General features: G+C 62.9%; 20 protein-coding genes, 1 tRNA gene and 1 pseudogene. 12 read left to right on the forward strand and 10 right to left on the reverse strand.

The window, feature by feature from the left end:
• Positions 1–35: 35 nt before the first annotated feature.
• The 3 genes from trmH to RS9916_RS06315 are packed head-to-tail and all read right to left on the reverse strand — an operon-like array spanning position 36 to position 1,180.
• Positions 36–725: a tRNA (guanosine(18)-2'-O)-methyltransferase TrmH gene (gene trmH / locus RS9916_RS06310; protein WP_007098471.1), complete on the reverse strand. Its 690-nt coding sequence runs from the start codon at positions 723–725 to the stop codon at positions 36–38.
• Between the two features lie 6 nt (positions 726–731).
• The gene (locus tag RS9916_RS15275) at positions 732–863 is read right to left on the reverse strand and encodes a hypothetical protein (RefSeq protein ID WP_007098472.1); all 132 of its coding nucleotides are present in this window, start codon (positions 861–863) and stop codon (positions 732–734) included.
• Positions 864–871: 8 nt separating this feature from the next.
• Entirely contained in the window at positions 872–1,180 is a 309-nt protein-coding gene (locus RS9916_RS06315) for a TIGR03894 family protein (RefSeq protein WP_007098473.1), read from the reverse strand.
• Positions 1,181–1,186: 6 nt separating this feature from the next.
• Here RS9916_RS06315 and RS9916_RS06320 point away from each other — a divergent pair, with 6 nt between their 5' ends.
• Together RS9916_RS06320 and RS9916_RS06325 are read left to right on the forward strand one after the other, a co-directional pair.
• Entirely contained in the window at positions 1,187–1,597 is a 411-nt protein-coding gene (locus tag RS9916_RS06320; protein WP_050752255.1) for an MGMT family protein, read from the forward strand.
• Positions 1,566–2,936 carry a 16S rRNA (cytosine(967)-C(5))-methyltransferase gene (locus tag RS9916_RS06325; RefSeq protein WP_007098475.1) on the forward strand — a complete coding sequence of 457 codons (1,371 nt, stop codon included), beginning with the start codon at positions 1,566–1,568 and terminating at the stop codon, positions 2,934–2,936. Before RS9916_RS06320 ends, RS9916_RS06325 begins: the two co-directional genes overlap by 32 nt.
• On the opposite strand, the gene RS9916_RS06330 is transcribed toward RS9916_RS06325, so the two are convergent.
• Genes RS9916_RS06330 through RS9916_RS06340 form a run of 3 tightly spaced genes read right to left on the reverse strand, consistent with a single transcriptional unit; the run spans position 2,929 to position 6,121 of the window.
• Positions 2,929–4,947 carry a transglycosylase domain-containing protein gene (locus tag RS9916_RS06330; RefSeq protein WP_007098476.1) on the reverse strand — a complete coding sequence of 673 codons (2,019 nt, stop codon included), beginning with the start codon at positions 4,945–4,947 and terminating at the stop codon, positions 2,929–2,931. The two genes, RS9916_RS06325 and RS9916_RS06330, sit on opposite strands and share 8 nt — an antisense overlap.
• Positions 4,944–5,897, reverse strand: coding sequence for a chlorophyll synthase ChlG (chlG, locus tag RS9916_RS06335; RefSeq protein WP_007098477.1), 954 nt, complete (start codon positions 5,895–5,897; stop codon positions 4,944–4,946). Before chlG ends, RS9916_RS06330 begins: the two co-directional genes overlap by 4 nt.
• Positions 5,898–5,908: 11 nt before the next feature.
• Entirely contained in the window at positions 5,909–6,121 is a 213-nt protein-coding gene (locus RS9916_RS06340) for a DUF2862 domain-containing protein (RefSeq protein ID WP_038024283.1), read from the reverse strand.
• A 66-nt stretch (positions 6,122–6,187) separates the two neighbouring features.
• On the opposite strand from RS9916_RS06340, the gene hisF reads away from it, so the two are divergent.
• From hisF to RS9916_RS06380, 8 genes are all read left to right on the forward strand, one after another.
• A complete protein-coding gene (hisF, locus tag RS9916_RS06345; protein ID WP_007098479.1) occupies positions 6,188–6,973 on the forward strand; it encodes an imidazole glycerol phosphate synthase subunit HisF in 786 nt (261 codons plus the stop codon).
• Between the two features lie 50 nt (positions 6,974–7,023).
• Positions 7,024–7,242, forward strand: a complete 219-nt coding sequence (locus RS9916_RS06350) for a hypothetical protein (protein ID WP_007098480.1) — start codon at positions 7,024–7,026, stop codon at positions 7,240–7,242.
• Between the two features lie 61 nt (positions 7,243–7,303).
• Entirely contained in the window at positions 7,304–8,005 is a 702-nt protein-coding gene (gene ubiE, locus RS9916_RS06355) for a bifunctional demethylmenaquinone methyltransferase/2-methoxy-6-polyprenyl-1,4-benzoquinol methylase UbiE (RefSeq protein ID WP_038024285.1), read from the forward strand.
• A 78-nt stretch (positions 8,006–8,083) separates the two neighbouring features.
• The gene (locus tag RS9916_RS06360; protein WP_007098482.1) at positions 8,084–8,434 is read left to right on the forward strand and encodes a hypothetical protein; all 351 of its coding nucleotides are present in this window, start codon (positions 8,084–8,086) and stop codon (positions 8,432–8,434) included.
• Between the two features lie 43 nt (positions 8,435–8,477).
• Complete coding sequence (gene glyQ, locus RS9916_RS06365) at positions 8,478–9,365, forward strand: glycine--tRNA ligase subunit alpha (protein WP_007098483.1); 888 nt, start codon at positions 8,478–8,480, stop codon at positions 9,363–9,365.
• Positions 9,366–9,434: 69 nt separating this feature from the next.
• A complete protein-coding gene (locus RS9916_RS06370; RefSeq protein ID WP_007098484.1) occupies positions 9,435–11,378 on the forward strand; it encodes a ComEC/Rec2 family competence protein in 1,944 nt (647 codons plus the stop codon).
• 25 nt (positions 11,379–11,403) lie between these two features.
• Positions 11,404–11,490, forward strand: a tRNA-Ser gene (locus RS9916_RS06375).
• Between the two features lie 118 nt (positions 11,491–11,608).
• Positions 11,609–12,052: a hypothetical protein gene (locus RS9916_RS06380; RefSeq protein ID WP_156777492.1), complete on the forward strand. Its 444-nt coding sequence runs from the start codon at positions 11,609–11,611 to the stop codon at positions 12,050–12,052.
• On the opposite strand, the gene RS9916_RS06385 is transcribed toward RS9916_RS06380, so the two are convergent.
• A complete protein-coding gene (locus tag RS9916_RS06385) occupies positions 12,018–12,287 on the reverse strand; it encodes a hypothetical protein (RefSeq protein WP_007098486.1) in 270 nt (89 codons plus the stop codon). The two genes, RS9916_RS06380 and RS9916_RS06385, sit on opposite strands and share 35 nt — an antisense overlap.
• A gap of 49 nt (positions 12,288–12,336) precedes the next feature.
• On the opposite strand from RS9916_RS06385, the gene RS9916_RS06390 reads away from it, so the two are divergent.
• Positions 12,337–13,590 (forward strand): glycosyltransferase, encoded by a 1,254-nt coding sequence (locus RS9916_RS06390; RefSeq protein ID WP_232199539.1) that lies wholly within the window; start codon positions 12,337–12,339, stop codon positions 13,588–13,590.
• Positions 13,591–13,616: 26 nt separating this feature from the next.
• Positions 13,617–14,375 (forward strand): sugar transferase, encoded by a 759-nt coding sequence (locus tag RS9916_RS06395; protein ID WP_007098488.1) that lies wholly within the window; start codon positions 13,617–13,619, stop codon positions 14,373–14,375.
• Between the two features lie 19 nt (positions 14,376–14,394).
• Here RS9916_RS06395 and cbiB read toward each other — a convergent pair whose 3' ends face one another.
• The 3 genes and pseudogenes from cbiB to ilvC all read right to left on the reverse strand — a co-directional run.
• Positions 14,395–15,432 (reverse strand): adenosylcobinamide-phosphate synthase CbiB, encoded by a 1,038-nt coding sequence (gene cbiB, locus RS9916_RS06400; protein WP_007098489.1) that lies wholly within the window; start codon positions 15,430–15,432, stop codon positions 14,395–14,397.
• A complete protein-coding gene (locus RS9916_RS06405; RefSeq protein ID WP_232199621.1) occupies positions 15,429–16,406 on the reverse strand; it encodes a hypothetical protein in 978 nt (325 codons plus the stop codon). Before RS9916_RS06405 ends, cbiB begins: the two co-directional genes overlap by 4 nt.
• A gap of 275 nt (positions 16,407–16,681) precedes the next feature.
• A pseudogene (gene ilvC / locus RS9916_RS06410) lies at positions 16,682–17,680 on the reverse strand (ketol-acid reductoisomerase); the annotation flags it as partial.
• Positions 17,681–17,703: the final 23 nt, after the last annotated feature.

The following is a 17,703-nucleotide window of genomic DNA, read 5'->3' on the forward strand; positions in this document are numbered from 1 at the left end:
GGCCCGGACCGTAGCCATGAAGTCCGAGGCCGACCTCAGCAGCGCAGCTTGAGGGTGCGCGGCAGAGATTCCAGGATCTCCCCCTCGTCGCTCAGTGCTGGATAGGGGCGGCCCTCACGCCGACACCAATCAGCCACCTGCGGGTAGGCCCATTCGAACAACCGCTGCGCGTACAGCGGCCCAGGTAAACCTTCGCCCTGACTGGGCAGCACCCCGGCAGCACGCCGCTGACGCACCGCTTCAAACAGCAAGGTGGCCGCCGCCACCGACACATTCAAGGACTGCACCATGCCGGTCATGGGGATGAAGACCGCCTCATCCATCAGATCGCGGGCCGTGTCGCTGAGACCCCACTTTTCAGCCCCAAGCACAAACGCGGTGGGTCCAGTGAAATCACAATCGCGGTAATCCTTGGCATTCACCCCCAGATGGGTGCCATACAGCTTGAAACCCTTCGCCTTCAGCTGCTGCACTGCGTCTTCGGTGCTGGGGTGGTCATAGAGAGGCACCCACTTCTGACTGCCCTGGGCCGTGCTGTTGAAGGTGCGGGGTCTGCCTTGGAGGCTCACCGCATGGGCTTCCAGCGCTCCCACCGCATCACAACTGCGCAGGATCGCCGAAAGGTTGTGGGGCTTCTCCACGTGCTCAAGCAGCACCGTGAGATTGGCCATGCGGCCATCCAACACAGCCTTCAGACGTTCAAAGCGGCGAGGGAGCAGAGGCATGCCGGTTTAGGTGCGGACCAACTGAATCAGCACCAACAACGCAGCTGCCCCAAGGATCCAGTACAGCCAAACCCACTGAGTGATCAGCGCGAGCACCACTCCAATGGCAAAAAAAACCAAAAACCGCAGCAGGGTCATCGCAGCAATCAGCGAGCAGCGGAGCGCTTGCGCACGGCACGGGGTGCGCTGCGGGATGCATCGCTGCTGGCAGCTGCAGTGTCGGGAGCGGAATCCGCCTCCTTGGTCTCGCCTGCAGGCTCATCGTCAGGTTCCTGATCCGCGATGATTCCGAGGATCATGCCGGCCTGCAGTTGGTCCTGCAGATCACCAATGGTCATCAGCGCTTTGAGCACCAACTGGGAGCGCACGATCTTGGGCAGGCCCGGACGGAGCTTCTTGGTGGTGTCCCAAAGCTCCTGAGCCACCTCTTTGATCAGCTCCTTGTCCGCCGTCATTGTGTTTTGTCTTTAGGTCCGAGCACACCAGCATCCCACCACGCCGTTCCTGGCTTCGACCAAAGGGTGCAGGCGGTGGTGGCCCAAATTCCCAAGGGGCGATTGGCGACCTATGGCCAGGTGGCCGACTGGATCGGGGCCTACGGCTGTGCCCGCCAGGTGGGCTGGGCTCTACGGCGCCTGGCACTGCACTCCCCCCTGCCCTGGCACCGGGTCGTAAATGCCCGCGGTTGCATCGCCATGAGCCCCAGCCGCGAAGGCACCGATTGGATTCAGCGGGAGCTGTTGCTGGCGGAGGGAATTCCAGTGGATGCCGAAGGCCGGCTGCCCCTGAAGCAATTCCTCTGGACGCCGCAGCCCGCTCCCGGCCCTGCCGCAACGCAGGATGAGAAAGACCCGCCAGCGCATCGTGCGTGATCGCCCCTCCCAGAGCCCCGCTGCGGCCGTTGGCGTGCTGCCACGCCGATTGGCCTGGGAGGTACTGGAAGCCGTTGCAGCTGGGGCCTATGCCGACGTTGCCCTGGAACGGGCACTGCGCGGCCAGCAGCTTTCCGGCCCTGACAGGGGCCTGGTGACTGAACTCGCCTATGGCGCGATCCGCCAACGGCGCTGGCTGGATGGCTGGCTCGATCGCCTCGGCAAGGTGCCCGCCCGCAAGCAGCCGCCCAGGCTGCGCTGGTTGCTGCACGTGGGGCTGTATCAGCTGCTGTGCATGGAGCGCATCCCGGCAGCAGCAGCGGTGAACACCAGCGTGGAGCTAGCGAAACGCCATGGGCTCAACCGCCTGGCACCGGTAGTCAACGGCCTGCTGCGCGGAGCATTGCGTGCCCAGGAAGCGGGCGAGCAGCTCACCCTTCCCGATGACCCGGCACTGCGGCTGGCACTGCAACAGTCGCTCCCCGACTGGTTCTGCCAACAGCTGCAGCAATGGTGCGGACCTGAACAGGCCGAACGGGTCGCCCAAGCCTGCAATCAAGTGCCCAGCCTCGACCTGCGGGTCAACCGGTTGCGCAGCACGCCAGAAGCAGTGAAGGCCGCCCTGGAAGACGCAGGCCTCACGGTGGTGGCGATCCCGGAGTGCCCCGATGGCCTGCAGGTGCTGAGCCATGGCGGAGATCTACGCCAGTGGCCCGGCTACGACGATGGTCACTGGTGCGTGCAAGACCGGGCCGCCCAGTGGGTGGCCCCCCTGCTGGCCCCTCAGCCAGGAGACCGCGTGTTGGATGCGTGTGCCGCCCCAGGGGGCAAGGCCACCCACCTGGCGGAGCTGATGGGTGATCAAGGGGAGGTGTGGGCGATCGATCGATCCGCCGGCCGCCTGCAGCGCGTGGCCGCCAATGCCGCCCGTCTCGGCACCAACTGCCTGCAGGCGATGGCCGCTGATGCCGCCGACCTGCTCACCCTGAAACCGGAGTGGAAGGGTTCGTTTCAGCGCATCCTGCTCGATGCACCCTGCTCAGGTCTTGGCACCCTCGCCCGCCACGCCGATGCCCGCTGGCGGGTGAGTGCCAAAAGTGTGGCTGAACTGGTGCCACTGCAGGCCCGGCTGCTGGAAGGAATGCTGCCGCTGCTCAGCCCCGGCGGCTCGCTCGTCTACGCCACCTGCACCATTCATCCGGCTGAAAACACAGAACGGATTGAAGCCTTCCTCCAGGCCCACCCCCAGCTCAGCCTTCAGCATCAAGAGCAGCGCTGGCCCGACCCAGAGGGCGGAGACGGCTTTTATGCCGCCGTGATCAAGACGCCGACTAGTTGACCGGCAGAGGCCTGAAGAACTCATCCACCGGCGGACCGCCCGGAGGCACCACGTTGCGCTTGGGGGGCTCGGGTTGGGCCGGTGTGCTGGTGTCCCAACTGGTGTCGGGCTGATTGGGATCATCGGGCTTCTTCGCTGGATCATTGCCCCGGTAGGGAACAGAACGATTACCGCCGCGGGGATCCCTGAACACCCTTGTCAGCACGGGCTTGGGAGGGAATTTCTGCACCGGGAAATTGCCCTTGATCGTGGTCATGTATTTGTTCCAAGCCCAGGCGGCCTGACCGCTGCTGCTGCCGGTGTCGCGGTTGTTGTCGTAACCGAACCAAACAGCCGTGGTCAGCTGGGGAATCGAACCGATGAACCAGAGATCACGGGCTCCCTCTGAAGTGCCGGTTTTACCGGCCACCGGACGGTCATTGAGCTTGGCGGCGGCACCGGTGCCGCCGGTGACCACCCGCTGGAGCATCCAGTTCATCGTGTCGGCCACATCGCTGTCCAGGGCACGCTTGCCTTTAGGACCATCACTGCGGCGACTCCAGAGCAGGTCACCACCAGGGCCACGGATCTCTTCAAAGGCGGTGGGCTTCACGTACACACCGCGGTTGGTCACGGCCGCATAGGCCGCTGTCATGTCGAGGATGGTCTGCTCATAGGCGCCAATGGCCATGGGGTAGTACTTGCCCAGAGGTCGGGTCGTGCCAATGCCCAGGTTGTTGGCTGTTGTGATGATGGCGTCGAATCCCACCTTGTCCTGCAACTGCACCGCCACAGTGTTCAGAGAGTTCTGCAGCGCATCGGCAAGAGAGATACGGCCGAAGTATTTATTGCCGAAATTTTTCGGGCAGTAGCCGCGCCAGCATTTCGGGGAGTCAATGAAGATGTCTTCCGGCTTGACGCCAGCACTGACGGCTGCGGCGTAGGGGAACAGCTTGAAGGTGGAACCCGGCGAGCGAAGGGCCTGGGTGGTGCGGTTGAACTGACTGGAGCGGAAGTTTTTGCCACCCACCATGGTGCGGACCAAACCGGTGCCGGGTTCGATCGAAACGATTGCGCCTTCGGCATTGCCAGGGGCAAACTCGCGCACCACCTGCTGAGCACGCTTCTGCCAGTTGAGATTGAGGCTGGTGCGGATCTTCAGTCCGCCCACCTCCAGTTGCTCGGGGGTGAGCATTTGGGGCAGCTGTTGTGCCACCCAGCTGGTGAAGTAGGGAGCGGCGCTGTTGAAGTATTTCGGGGTCGCCGGCTTGAGATTGAGCGGGCTGGTGCGGGCCTGCTCGGCTTCGCTCGCTGTGATGAAACCGGCCTGTTGCATTCGCTCCAGCACGATTGAGCGACGCTCCGTCGCCACCTCTTCATCCACCAGAGGGGAATAGACCGAAGGAGCAGGCGGCAAGCCTGCAATCAGAGCCGCCTCCGGAAGGGTGAGCTGATCAGGTGTTTTGGAGAAATAGACCCAGGCCGCATCGGCCACGCCGTAAGCCCCTGACCCCAGATACACGTAGTTGAGGTACTGCTCAAGGATCTGCTCCTTGCTGAGCTGACGCTCCAGCTTGTAAGCCAGTGCCGCTTCCCGCAGTTTGCGGGTGATGGTGCGGTCTTGACTCAGGAAGACCGTGCGGGCCAGCTGCTGGGTGATCGTGCTGGCGCCTTCCCGCACCGAGCGCTGCTTGATGTTGGTAAACAGCGCACGGCTGATGCCCCATAGGTCAACACCGTCGTGCTCGTAAAAACGACGATCTTCAGCGGCGACAAAAGCTTGCTTGACCAGCTCCGGCATCTCACCGGGGTTCAGCTTTTCGCGGGTGGCAGGCCCGAGCTTTTGGATCACCTGTCCGTCACTGGACAGCAACGTGATCGTGCCCGGACGGTTGAAGCTGGCGATGCCCCGGGCATCCGGCAGGGTTGAATCGATCGCTTCAGTCAGCGCTGTCTGGCCAAGAGCAACTCCACAACCGATGGCGGCAGCCGAGCCGGCAAGAAGAACCCAATGACGGCGGGTGCGCTTCACATCAGTTGGGTGAGAGGGCTATGGCCGACGGCCAGGGCGGTGACCAGCATCCCCAAGACCAGGAAGGGCTGGGCACTGGCCTGATACTTGACATCAAATTCCACAGGGTCGCGCAGCAGCCAGATGTCCTGAAAGGTGATCTGAGGCACCACGAGAAGCACAAGCAGAACCGCAGCAAAATGCTGTCCGATTGCGATCAAAACGGCAACCATCAGCAATTGGAAGACATCAATCATTCCGGCGCTGATCCAGCTGGCCCGCTTGATGCCAAACACCACTGGGAGTGACTGGAGACCCAAGGCCTTATCGCCCTCCACGCTCTTGAAGTCGTTGACCACTGCAATGCCGAGGCCCGCAAGGCTGTAGGCCAGCGTCAAGATGGCAGTTGCCCAGGTGAGTTGGCCAAACAGGGCCTGACCGGCCCACCAAGGCAGGGCGATGTAGCTGGCCCCCAAGGCGTAGTTCCCCAACCAACCGTTTTGCTTGAGCTTCAGCGGAGGGGCTGAATAGATGTAACTGACAAAAGAGCCACCCAAAGCCAGCAGAAACACCACAGGCGTGGTGTGACCTGCCCAAACATCAAGGCCGTAGGCAACGCCCAGACCAGCGAGCAACAGAATCCAGATCTGAAGCTTCACCTGGAGCAGAGGAATCGCTCCGCTGGGGATCGGCCGGTAAGGCTCATTGATCGCGTCAATCTCGCGGTCGTAGTAATCGTTGATCGTCTGCGTGAAGCCGGCAAGCAACGGCCCACTCATCACCATGCAGGCGACGGCTGCCGCGAAATGATCGAGGCGCCACTCGTAGTGGCCACTGGCAGCAGCACCACAGACCACACCCCAGATCAATGGAATCCAGGTGACGGGTTTCATTAGCTGCAGACGCAGCTTCCAGATGTTGGAGGTGCCACTGGCACCTTTCATGCCAAGCAGTTGACGAGCGTCACTCACAGGCTGGAGCCTCAGGCAGCGGCGATTTCGTCTTCGAAGAACCAACTGGTGGAGCCGTCGCTCAGCTTCACCACCACGCCGATTCCCTTGCCATCAACGGTGCGGAACTCTTCCACCGTGCCGGTTGCATCCTTTTTCAGGAGCTCCACCAGAGCATTGGGAATACGGTCGCGAACACGCGTCACCCGCACCTTGGAGCCGATGTTGATCGTCGCCTGAGACATGGCCTGCAAGGCTTGGAAAGTGGGCGTCACCCTAACAGCCGCGCCCCGAGATCTCCTTCGTTCGTCATGGTCGCCCTTCGCCTGATCCCCTGCCTCGACGTGGCCGATGGCCGTGTGGTGAAGGGTGTGAATTTTGTTGGCCTGCGCGATGCCGGAGACCCGGTGGAGTTGGCCTGCCGATACAGCCAGGCGGGCGCAGATGAACTGGTCTTTCTCGACATCGCAGCCAGTCATCAAGGACGGGCCACCCTGGTCGACATGGTGCGGCGCACCGCCGAGGAGGTGACCATTCCCTTCACCGTGGGGGGAGGCATCTCCTCCGTGGAAGGCATCACCGAGCTGCTTCGCGCTGGAGCCGACAAGGTGAGCCTGAACTCTTCAGCAGTACGAGATCCGGAGCTGGTGGCACGGGGAGCGGAGCGCTTTGGCTGCCAATGCATCGTGGTTGCCATCGACGCCCGGCGACGGACAGCGGGAGACCCCGGCTGGGACGTGTTTGTCAAAGGTGGCCGGGAGAACACCGGTCTGGATGTGGTCACCTGGGCCAGCCGGGTAGCGGAGCTGGGAGCCGGTGAAATCCTGCTCACCTCCATGGATGGCGACGGCACCCAAGCCGGCTACGACCTGGAGCTAACCCGGGCGGTCGCCCAGGCGGTTCCAGTGCCGGTGATCGCTTCGGGCGGCGCGGGATGCCTGGATCACATCGCCGCGGCCCTGGATCAGGGGCCCCAAGGAGGCCAGGCCTCAGCGGCGCTGCTGGCGTCCCTGCTGCACGACGGGGTGCTGACGGTGCAACAGATCAAAGGTGATCTGCTCAATCGGCAAATGCCGATTCGCCCCCCAGGGGCCTGACCACCGTCACTAAAGTTTTTGTAGTTCTTTGAACAGTCTGTCGCCTTCTAATGGCCGGCCTACCGCTGATTGATCAATCCTGGGTGCTACCGCTCGGCCTCAGCATTTCAGCGGTCGTGATCGGCCTGGTGGCCTGGGCTCTTTCGCTGATGCAATCGGCGATCGAGGAGCAAGAGTTTTCACTGATGCTCGCTGGTTGTCTGGTTTGCTCTGCCGCAGTGGGCCTCACCCTGGTGATGGTGATGACTCTGGGCGGGATGACCGCCTGAATCCAAGGCTGCATCCAACCAAAAGCTGTTTTGATCTGATGGCTGATTTGATCTGATGGCTGTGCAACCCGGCGATCCTGCTGCCGTTGAACAATTGTTCAACGATGTCGCTCCCCGCTACGACCGCCTGAACGATCTGCTCAGCCTTGGCCTTCACCGTCAGTGGAAGCGCCAATTGCTGGCCTGGCTTCAACCCCAACGGGGAGAACGCTGGCTGGATCTGTGTTGCGGCACCGGCGACCTGGCCCTGGCCCTGGCACGCACCGTACGTCCATCAGGGCATGTGACTGGCCTGGACGCCGCCGCAGCCCCTCTGCAACTCGCCGAAGAGCGCCGGCAGCAGGAGCCCTGGCTTGACGTGGAGTGGGTGCAGGGCGATGCCACCGCATCCCAGCTGCCTTCAGCCCACTTTGATGGGGTCGTGATGGCCTATGGCCTGCGCAATCTGGCCGACCCAGCCGCAGGTATCCAGGAAATGCGCCGGGTGCTGAAACCGGGAGGCCGGGCCGGAGTTCTGGATTTCAATCGCCTGCCAGACGCGAGCTGGTCAGCTGCATTCCAGCGCCAGTACCTGCGCCGTGTTGTGGTGCCGGCTGCAGCGTTCGCAGGACTGGAACCGCAATACGCCTATCTCGAAGCCAGCCTGAAGCGGTTTGCGACTGGCGCAGAACAGGAATCCATGGCCCGAAAGGCCGGCTTTCGCTCAGCCAAACATCGCGCGGTGATGGCCGGACAGATGGGGATGCTGCTGCTCAACACCTGACCACGTCTCACACTGTGTCGCTTGCGACAAGGGTGCTTGGGAGATTAGAAAGAAATCCTTAAGACGCGGGTTCGCGCCATGGCCTTCCCTCTCCCTTCTCTGCTGGCCTCCATCGAGGACCTGCTCCTTGAGGTGCAGTGGCTGGACGGAATGATCCTGGTCACCGATTCCCAGCGCGCCACCTTCGTGTCCTTCTCCCAGGTGGACCCCGTGCTGCGACGACTACGCGCCAGACCCAAGGGCATGGAAGTCGCGGAAAAACTCTGCATGTCACTGCTGGAATCCCACGGAAAAGCAGCCTCAAAACCCGTTCTGGTCTTTCAAGGAGATGGCAGCTTCTGGCTGGGAATGATGAGCCCAAGCCGCAGCAATCCCCACCGCCATCACGCCATCGCCCACCTGCACCGCTGCCTGGCCCAAAGCGACTGAGTCACCCCTGACGGGAGAATGGTTGCCAACCAATCCCCAGCGGATGCATTTCCAGGACATCATCAGCACCCTCAACCGCTTCTGGGCGGACCAGGGGTGCCTGCTGCTGCAGCCCTACGACACCGAAAAGGGCGCAGGCACGATGAGCCCTCACACCGTGTTGCGGGCGATTGGTCCGGAGCCTTGGGCTGTGGCCTATCCCGAGCCCTGTCGCCGGCCCACCGATGGGCGCTATGGCGACAACCCCAACCGGGCTCAGCACTATTTCCAATACCAGGTGCTGATCAAACCCTCCCCGGATGGGATCCAGGAGACCTATCTCGCCTCGCTGGAAGCACTGGGCATCAAAGCGTCTGACCACGACATCCGCTTTGTGGAAGACAACTGGGAATCCCCCACTCTCGGCGCCTGGGGCGTTGGTTGGGAGGTTTGGCTCGACGGCATGGAGGTGACCCAATTCACCTACTTCCAGCAGTGCGGCGGCATTGATTGCCGGCCCGTCTCGATCGAAATCACCTACGGCCTCGAGCGCCTGGCCATGTATCTCCAAGACGTGGAGAGCATCTGGGATCTGAGCTGGAATGCGGAACGCAAATACGGCGACATCTGGCTGCCCTTTGAAAAGGGTCAGTGCCACTACAACTTCGAAGCCTCCAATCCAGAACGGCTCAAGCAGTTGTTTGCCATCTATGAAGCCGAGGCTGCTGATCTGATCGAGAGACAGCTACCGGCCCCGGCCCTTGACTTCGTGCTCAAGTGCTCCCACACCTTCAACCTGCTGGAAGCCCGCGGGGTGATCTCTGTGACTGAGCGGACGGCCACCATCGCCCGCATCCGCAATCTGGCCCGAAAGGTGGCCGAAACCTGGCTGGCAGAGCGGGAAGCTCTGGGCTTCCCACTGCTGAAACAGCAACCCGTCACTGCCGGCTGACCCACCGCTGCACTCCCGCGGAATCCTGCCCAACGAGGGGAATGCTCTGAGCAGTGAGCTTGAGCATCCATGCCCGCCGCCGTGGCCGTCGCAACGCTGATGCTGCTCAGCCTCTGCGGCGCGGCCATCGCTAAAGGGGGGCTCCAGTGGGGATTGCTGGTGATCAGCCTGGGGAGTGGCACCACGCTTCTGGTTCAGCAGCGGCGCTGGAGAAGCCAGCAGGCCCTGCTGCTGAGCCTGATGTTGCTGTTATGCGCCTTACGCGGAAGCCATGCAGCCCACATCGGTCCAGGCCCCCTGGATCCCGTGCATCACCTAGCGCAGGCAGGGGAACTCCAGCAGCTGGAGGGCCGCTGGCAGCAGGATTCCAGCCCAAAAGACGGGCAGTGCAGAGGGTTGGTGCTGGTACGGCGCCTGGATGGCCAACGCGTTGACGGCCTCACGGAAGTGCTGCTGAATCCCTGCAGCCAGGCCCTTCGCGCAGGGGCCTTGGTGGAGACCCGAGGACAGCTGCGTAAGCCCAGCTTGAGCCACCATCCGCTGTTGCCATCGCCCGCCCAACGCCTGGCCAGGCACAACAGCTGGAGCCAGTTCAAGACAGCGGAGCTGAAGGTGGTCGGCCAACGCTGGAGCCCTCTGGCCGATGCCAGACGCCGAATCGAAGAGCAATTCAGGGCCGTGCTGGGTGCAGAGCAGGGCCCAGTGCTCGCCGCCCTGGTGCTGGGGGGAGCCCAGGTGGAGTTACCAGAGGAGCTGCGTCAAGCCTTTCGCGTCGCCGGGTTGTCCCATGCCCTGGCCGCGTCTGGATTTCACCTTTCGGTCTTACTCGGCAGCGTGTTGGTGGTGACGCGCTCCTGGCCAAGGTGGGGACGACTGTTTGCTGGCATCGGCGCGATGCTGGTGTTCCTGGCCCTCGCCGGCGCCCAGGCCTCCGTGGTGCGCGCAGTGCTGATGGGACTGGCGGGCCTGCTGATCCAGCAAAGCGGAGGGAAAAGCCGGCCCCTCGGTGTGCTGCTGGCCACCCTGGTGCTGATGCTGTGGCTTCACCCCGCCTGGGCCAGGAGCATTGGCTTTCAATTCAGCGCAGCCGCCACCGCTGGCCTGGTGCTGACCGCTCCAGGGCTTGAAGCCCGCCTGAAGCCTCACTTGCCCTCGAAGGCGCAAGGTCTGGCGGGGGCCTTGGCCGTGCCACTCGCCGCTATGGCGTGGACCCTGCCCCTGCAATGGCTGCACTTCGGGGCCATGCCCCTCTACGCCCTGGTGGCCAACCTGTTGGCGTCCCCCCTGCTGATGGCGCTCACCTTGTTGTCGATGGGGCTCGCGCTCGTGGTGCTTCTCCTGCCTGGAGGATTGGTATCTCTGATCGCACCGCTGATCACCCTGCCGATGCAGGCCCTGGCCTTCCTCTTGCTTCGGGTGGTCACCGCCATCAGTCACTGGCCCTGGGCCCAGGTGCTGACCGGACGACCGCAATGGTGGATGGTGCTCGTGGTGGTGCTGACCGTGGTCTCCTGCTGCACCCGAACGACACGCGGACGCAAGGCGCCTGTCGTCCTGTTGCCGCTATCCCTACTCGCCCTTGGCCTGCATGGAGCGGAGCTGATGGCCGATGCCGTCGTGCATGTGGAGCAATGGGGCCGGCAATGGGTCCTGCTACGCCATCAGGGCCGAGCCGCCTTGATCAGCAGCTCCGGCGACGCGCTCAGCTGCCGCGTGGCCCGGCAACTTGGCCATGGCTCCGGCCATGGCCGTTTTGATTGGGTGGCCGTTCTGGACCCCGTCGCGAGCGATGCCCACCGCTGCTGGACCGATCAAGCCCACACCCTGGTGGCTGAGCCATGGGGACTCAATCCGCTGCAGAGGGGACAGCGATTGACATCCCCAGGGCTGGAACTGAAACCACTGACCTCCCAAGGGCGGCACTTTGCCCTCCAGGCCGGCCAACGCAGGGTGCGCCTGCAACGCCACGGGCTGCGCCTGTCAGCAACAGGCGGCCCTGGGGCAGGCAGTTAAAGTGTGGCTGCGTCATTTGACGCTTGGAGAGGTGGCAGAGCCCGGTTGAATGCGCACGACTCGAAATCGTGTAGGGGTAACACCCTCGTGGGTTCGAATCCCACCCTCTCCGTTCACACGCAAGCCGCCATCGAACAGCCTGGGACTTGAGTTCAGGCGTCGTGATGGTTCGCCACAACCCGCCTTGTCCATGAAAGGACCGGAGAATGGCTCCAACCGGTGCCCCAGCCATGGCCTTTCAGCTGCAGGATTTCTTCGAGCCCTGGCTGAACAGCACCCCTGAGCGCCGTCAGCAGTTTCTGGACAATCCACGCCAAGCCATGGAGGAGATCGTTGGCGTGCCCTCCGACATTCCCATCCGCGTTGAGATCACCGGCGACCAAATCTGGTTTCAAGCCTCGATTCCCAAGTTGCCCGATGCGACCGACGGCAGCACGTCGCTACTGGCCATGCGGCAAAGCAATGAACGGATCAATCGCTGCCCTGTGTTGAGGGTGTCAGGCCGGGAATTCATTGCCAACCATGTGCAAATCCTGGCGGAGTATGGAATTCGTGTTCCTGAGGATGTGATCGTCACGATCGATCCAAAACCCAAGGGGTATCTTCACTTCCGTGTGCGTCTCGACACTCTTTATCCGCTTAGGAATGAAAGAGCAACACCAAACCTTGAGTGACTTGGTGAAATTCCTTTTCCTCACGACTTAAATCCAACCCCACCTGCAAACCTTCCTTAATGGCATCCTCAAAGGGAGGCGTGGAGGGCGATTGGGCACTACTCCACAGAGCCGCAATTCCCACGGGCGTTGCATGCCAACGAAAACGATCGGTGATGCCGATCTCAGGTTCCTTGAGGGAATCCTCCAGCAACGCGTTGATCGGTTGGGTTTGATTCGCCATGACAATCAGCATCGGGATTTGTCCCTAGACCTGCAATCAGCTGAGAGACTTCTTGATGTAGATGCCGAAGCCTGGGATGAGTGTCGAGCGGTCCCTTGACCTGCCGCAGCGCATCGCCCTCGTGCATGAGTGGTTTACCCCCCGCTCAGTCGGCGGCGCCGAGCAGGTGGTAGACACGATCGACCAGTGGCTCACCACCCTGGGGCGCAAACCTGACCTGGCCGCTCTTGTGGATGGCGAAAGCCGCCTCCCCCACAGCCGCTGGGCCGGTCGCCGCATCCTCACCAGCCCGATCCAGAAGCTGCCGTGGGGCATCAGTCATGTGCAGCAGTATCTGCCGCTGCTTCCCCTGGCGATCGAGCAGATCGATCTCGGTGACTATCCGCTGGTGATCAGCAGCAACCATCTGGTGGCCAAAGGCGTGTTGACCTCACCCGAGCAACTGCACATCAGCTACGTCCACACCCCGGTGCGTTACGCCTGGGATCAGATGCATGCCTATCTGCGGCGTTCAGCCCTGGCACGGCGTGGCCTGGGACCCTGGATCCGCTGGCAACTGCATGCCCTGCGCCAATGGGATCAACTCAGTGCGGCCCGTGTGGATGTACTGGTGGCCAACTCCCGCTTCACCGCAGGGCGCATTCGTCAATATTGGCGGCGAGATGCGCACGTGCTGCATCCGCCGGTGCAAGTGGAGCGCTTCCGCTGGGATCAGCCACGGGATGACAGCTACCTCTGCCTCTGTCGGTTGGTGCCCTACAAGCGGGTGGATGTGGTGGTGGAAGCCTTCAATCGCCTGCGTCTGCCGTTGAGAGTGGTGGGTGATGGCCCTGAACGTGCTCGCCTCGAGCAGCTGGCGGGCCCCACCGTGCAAATCCTGGGGCGCCAAAGCCAGGAGCAAGTGGAAACCCTGCTGGCCCGTTGCCGGGCCTTTGTCTACGCGGGGTTGGAGGACTTCGGCATCGCTCCCGTGGAGGCCATGGCCTCTGGAGCACCCGTGATCGGCCTGGGGCGGGGCGGCCTGCTCGACAGCGTCCGCTGTGCGGCCGCGGGCTCCGCTGAGCCCACCGGCGTGCTGTTTCCCGAGCAGACCCCCGCTTCAGTGGCGCAAGCTGTGGATTGGTTTGAACAACGGCGGCTCTGGCGGGAGCTGCCACCCGAGCAGCTGCGTCACTGGGCTGAGCGCTTCAGGCCAGACGCCTTTGTGTCGCGCTTTGAGACACTGGTGCAACGCAGTTGGGAAACCCATCAGCAATCCTGTGCCGTTGCCGCGAGTGACCCCGCCGGGCTACCGGAATTGAGCCGTTGCGATTGAGTAGATTGAGACGCATGGGAGACAGGATGGTCAAGGCCCCGCGTCGCCTCGTGTTCCCCGCCAGTGGGGCAACGCTGAGACGCCAGGCCAGCCGCCGCCATCTCGCCCTTCTGGCTGCACCACCCTCCACGCTGACGGCTCGGGCCTTGGTGCGCCAGCAAAGCACCACCGGCCGGAGCCTGAAGCGCACCGGGGATGTGTTGTTCTCCCTGGCTGTGCTTGGCCTGGGCTCCCCGGTTTTCCTGCTCCTGGCACTGCTGGTGAAAGTGAGTTCCCCGGGGCCGGTGTTCTATGTGCAGCGCCGAGTCGGCAGGGGCTACCGCCATTTCGGCTGCATCAAATTCCGGACCATGCGTCCGGATGCAGACCGGGTGCTGGCCAGCGTGCTCGCGGAATCACCGGAGATGCGCGAGGAATTCGAGCGCGATTTCAAACTGAAAGACGATCCGCGCATCACCCCGATCGGCCGATTCCTGCGGCGATCCAGCCTGGATGAATTGCCCCAGTTCCTCAACGTCCTCCGCGGTGAGATGAGTGTGGTGGGACCACGCCCCATCGTCGACAAGGAAATCGAGCGCTATGGCGCCTACATGGACGAAGTACTGGCCGTTCGCCCAGGACTAACGGGTCTGTGGCAAGTGAGCGGTCGCAACAATCTCAGCTACGCCAAACGGGTGCGTCTCGATGTGGCCTATGCCCGCGGACGGTCGTTCATGTTGGATTTCGCGATCATCCTGCGCACCTTTGGCGTGCTGCTCCTGCCCATGGACCGCGGCGCTTACTGAGGCTCGGGCCGGTCATCGATCAGGCAGCCAAGGAGCCCATCAGCAACAGAAGCGGCAGCAACAACCAGAGGGCCTCCAGTCGCCGGCTGCAGGCCAGGATGCGCAGAATTGCAGCAGTGTCAGCAGCCGGTTGCTGACAGGCCAGCAACGGTTTCTCCACCCAGCGATCGCCATAGCGATTGCGGCCGCCAAGGCAAACACCCGCGCAATGGGCATAGATCGCTTCAGCGCGGCCGGCATTGGGTGAAGGATCGGGGGCACCATCGCGCTCTGCGGCCTTCACCAGCCCCCACCAGGCTGACCAAGGCCGACTCACCAGTGGCAGCGTCAGCATCACAAGCCGGCAAGGGACCCACACCAACAGATCATCGAGGCGGGCCCCGGCGGTGCCCAGCCAACGCAAGGTCCCGCGGCGATAGCCGAGCATCGAATCGAGGGTGCTGGCAGCCTTAAAACCCCAGGCCAGAGCCAAGGGCCCCGGCCAGCTGGACTCCACCTGCCACACCACCAGCCCCACAACCATCCAGAACAGCGGCGCAAACAGACCATCCACACTGTTTTCCGCTGCGGTTTCCGCAGCAGCACGCTGGATCTCCGCCGCATTCAAGCTGGCGGTATCCCGGCCCACGATCCACTGAAGGCGCTGCCGTGCCTTGGGCAGATCATTGGCCTGCAATGGCGTCACAACCGCCATCACCGCCTGCTCCAAACTGCGGCCGGCCAGGGCACTGGCCAGCCCCACCACCAGCAGCAAGAAACCAAGAACCCTCACGGCAGGCTCACCCGCCATCCAACGACCGAGAGCACACTGCTCGAGCCACCAACCGCTGAACCCACTGCCCAGCACCAACAACAGCGTGATCAGCCCCCCGGTCCAACGCAGGCGCCAGGGTGATTCCCCGGCCACCCCCGCCAACCCTTGGTGCAGCTGGTTGATCCACCAGCCCATCACCACCACCGGATGGGGCCAACCCATCGGATCACCGATCAGGCGATCCCACAGCGCCGCCAGCAACACAGCGATGGCGGCCAGCCCCCCAGCACTGACCGTGATCACGACTGAGTCACAGGCGCTCGCAGCTGCGTGATCGCCAACAGCAGAAATCCAGCGACCACCAGGGGCAAGGCGATGGAGAGCGTCAGAAGTTGACAGATCACACCCAGGCCGATGCTGCCCACCACCCCGCCAATGGCGCCGGATCGCAGCATCACCTGCCAGCGCAAAGGAGCATCACCAAGACGTTCGAGCTGCGCGACCAACGCTGCATCCGTACTGGGCGCCAGAGCGCCAATGGGCAGGAACAACAGAACGGCCAGCCAAGCTGGCACCCCCGCCTGACTGATCACCAGCAGAATGGCCATCAGGAGATAGCCCAGCGACCGGTGCCAAGCCGGGATCAGGCCCACACCGATGCGGCCCAGTCCATAAGCCGCCAGCACCATGGCGAAATCGAAGCATTTGCCCCCATCCACCTGCCGAACCCAGAGCGCCAGAAGGGCAAACAAACCTCCCATCACCAGACCCTGCAGCATGCAGCGCGCGTCAAAGGGAATGTGATGCTCGCCTGAGGGCGGCTCTCCTGAGGGTTGCTCCGAGGTGGAGCCTTGGATCGTGGGGGACGCCGCCACACCGGCAAGGGGCAACAGCAGCAGCAAAGCAGGCACGAACTGACGAATGGCCGGGAACAGCAGGGCGGCCAGCAGATTGCCGATCAGGGCGCCCACATCCTGACCACGGCGCAGCCGCAGCATCGAACAACTGTTTCGATGCAGCAGGCGTCGCTGGAGCGGCAGCGACGACATCTCCTGCCCAACACCAAACAAGAGAACGGCCACAAAAGAGCCCATCAGTAGAGGCGTTGGATCGAGGTTCTCGATGCCAACAGCAAGACTGAGACCGATCAACACCACCACCGCCAACAGCTGCAGGCCATAACCCTTTGGGGTACGCCTGAGCTGCACCAGCAGGGGCAAGGCCCCCAGAGCAGGCACGAGACTGTTGAGCAGAGGTGAAGCGGTCAAGCCACTCACCATCCAGGCCGTCGAAGCCAGAGTCAGGCTCGCCCCGGCCTGGGAGGCCCCCAATAGAACAGGTGGGGAGGAGCGGCTTCGGTCAGTCATTCAGAGTCTCCAGGTGGGACGCATTGGCCAGCACGCATCAGCACCAGCGCCTCGCCACAAACCGCCCTGATGCAATGGAGTCGGTCCCAGCATGGCTGAGACTTCAAGTCGGTGCTCGCAACCGACCTGACATCGAAGTTGGTGGGGCAGGACCTAATCGGCCCACCCCCACCAACAAGGGGTGATCAGGAGGCTTTCAGCCAGCTGAACATGGACCGCAGGCCCTTGCCCACCTTCTCGATCTGATGCTCGGCATCACGATCGCGGATCTTCTGCATCTCGGGCTTGCCGGCGTTGCACTCGGCTACGAAGTTCTTGGCGAAGGTGCCGTCTTGGATGTCGGCCAGAACGCGCTTCATCTCCGCTTTGGTGTCGGCGGTGATCAGACGGGGGCCGCTGACGTAATCACCGTATTCAGCGGTGTTGGAGATGGAATCGCGCATGGAGCTGAGGCCGCCTTTGACCATCAGGTCAACGATCAGCTTCACCTCGTGCAGGCATTCGAAGTAAGCCAGCTCGGGCTGATAACCGGCTTCCACCAGGGTCTCGAAACCGGCCTTCACCAGCTCGGACAGACCACCGCAGAGCACGGCCTGCTCACCGAACAAATCGGTTTCGGTTTCTTCCTTGAAGTTGGTTTCCAGGATGCCGGCGCGGGTGCCGCCGATGCCCTTGGCATAGGCCATCGCCAGACCACGGGCATGGCCGGAGGCGTCCTGCTCGATCGCGAACAGGGCAGGCACGCCCTGGCCGTTCTGGTACTCCCAGCGCACGGTGTGACCAGGGCCCTTGGGGGCGATCATCACCACATCCACATCAGCGGGGGGCTTGATCAGCTCGAAGCGGATGTTGAAACCGTGAGCGAAGCTCAGCACCTTGCCAGCGCTGAGGTGGGGAGCGATTTCCTTCTCGTAGACGTCCTTCTGGAATTCATCGGGCAGCAGCACCATGATCCAGTCGGCCTTGGCGGATGCATCGGCCACGCTCAGCACTTCCAGGCCGTCGGCCTTGGCTTTTTCCGCAGAGCGGCTGCCCTCGTACAGGCCCACCACCACGTTGACGCCACTGTCCTTGAGGTTCAGCGCATGGGCATGGCCCTGGGAGCCATAACCAATGATCGCGACGGTCTTGCCGTTGAGCAGACCGAGATCGGCGTCGGAATCGTAAAAGAGCTGGGCCATCCGGGCTGGATCGTTGAGCTGGGGTA

The sequence above is a fragment of the Synechococcus sp. RS9916 genome, from assembly GCF_000153825.1.
In the GTDB taxonomy this organism is placed as follows: domain Bacteria; phylum Cyanobacteriota; class Cyanobacteriia; order PCC-6307; family Cyanobiaceae; genus Synechococcus_C.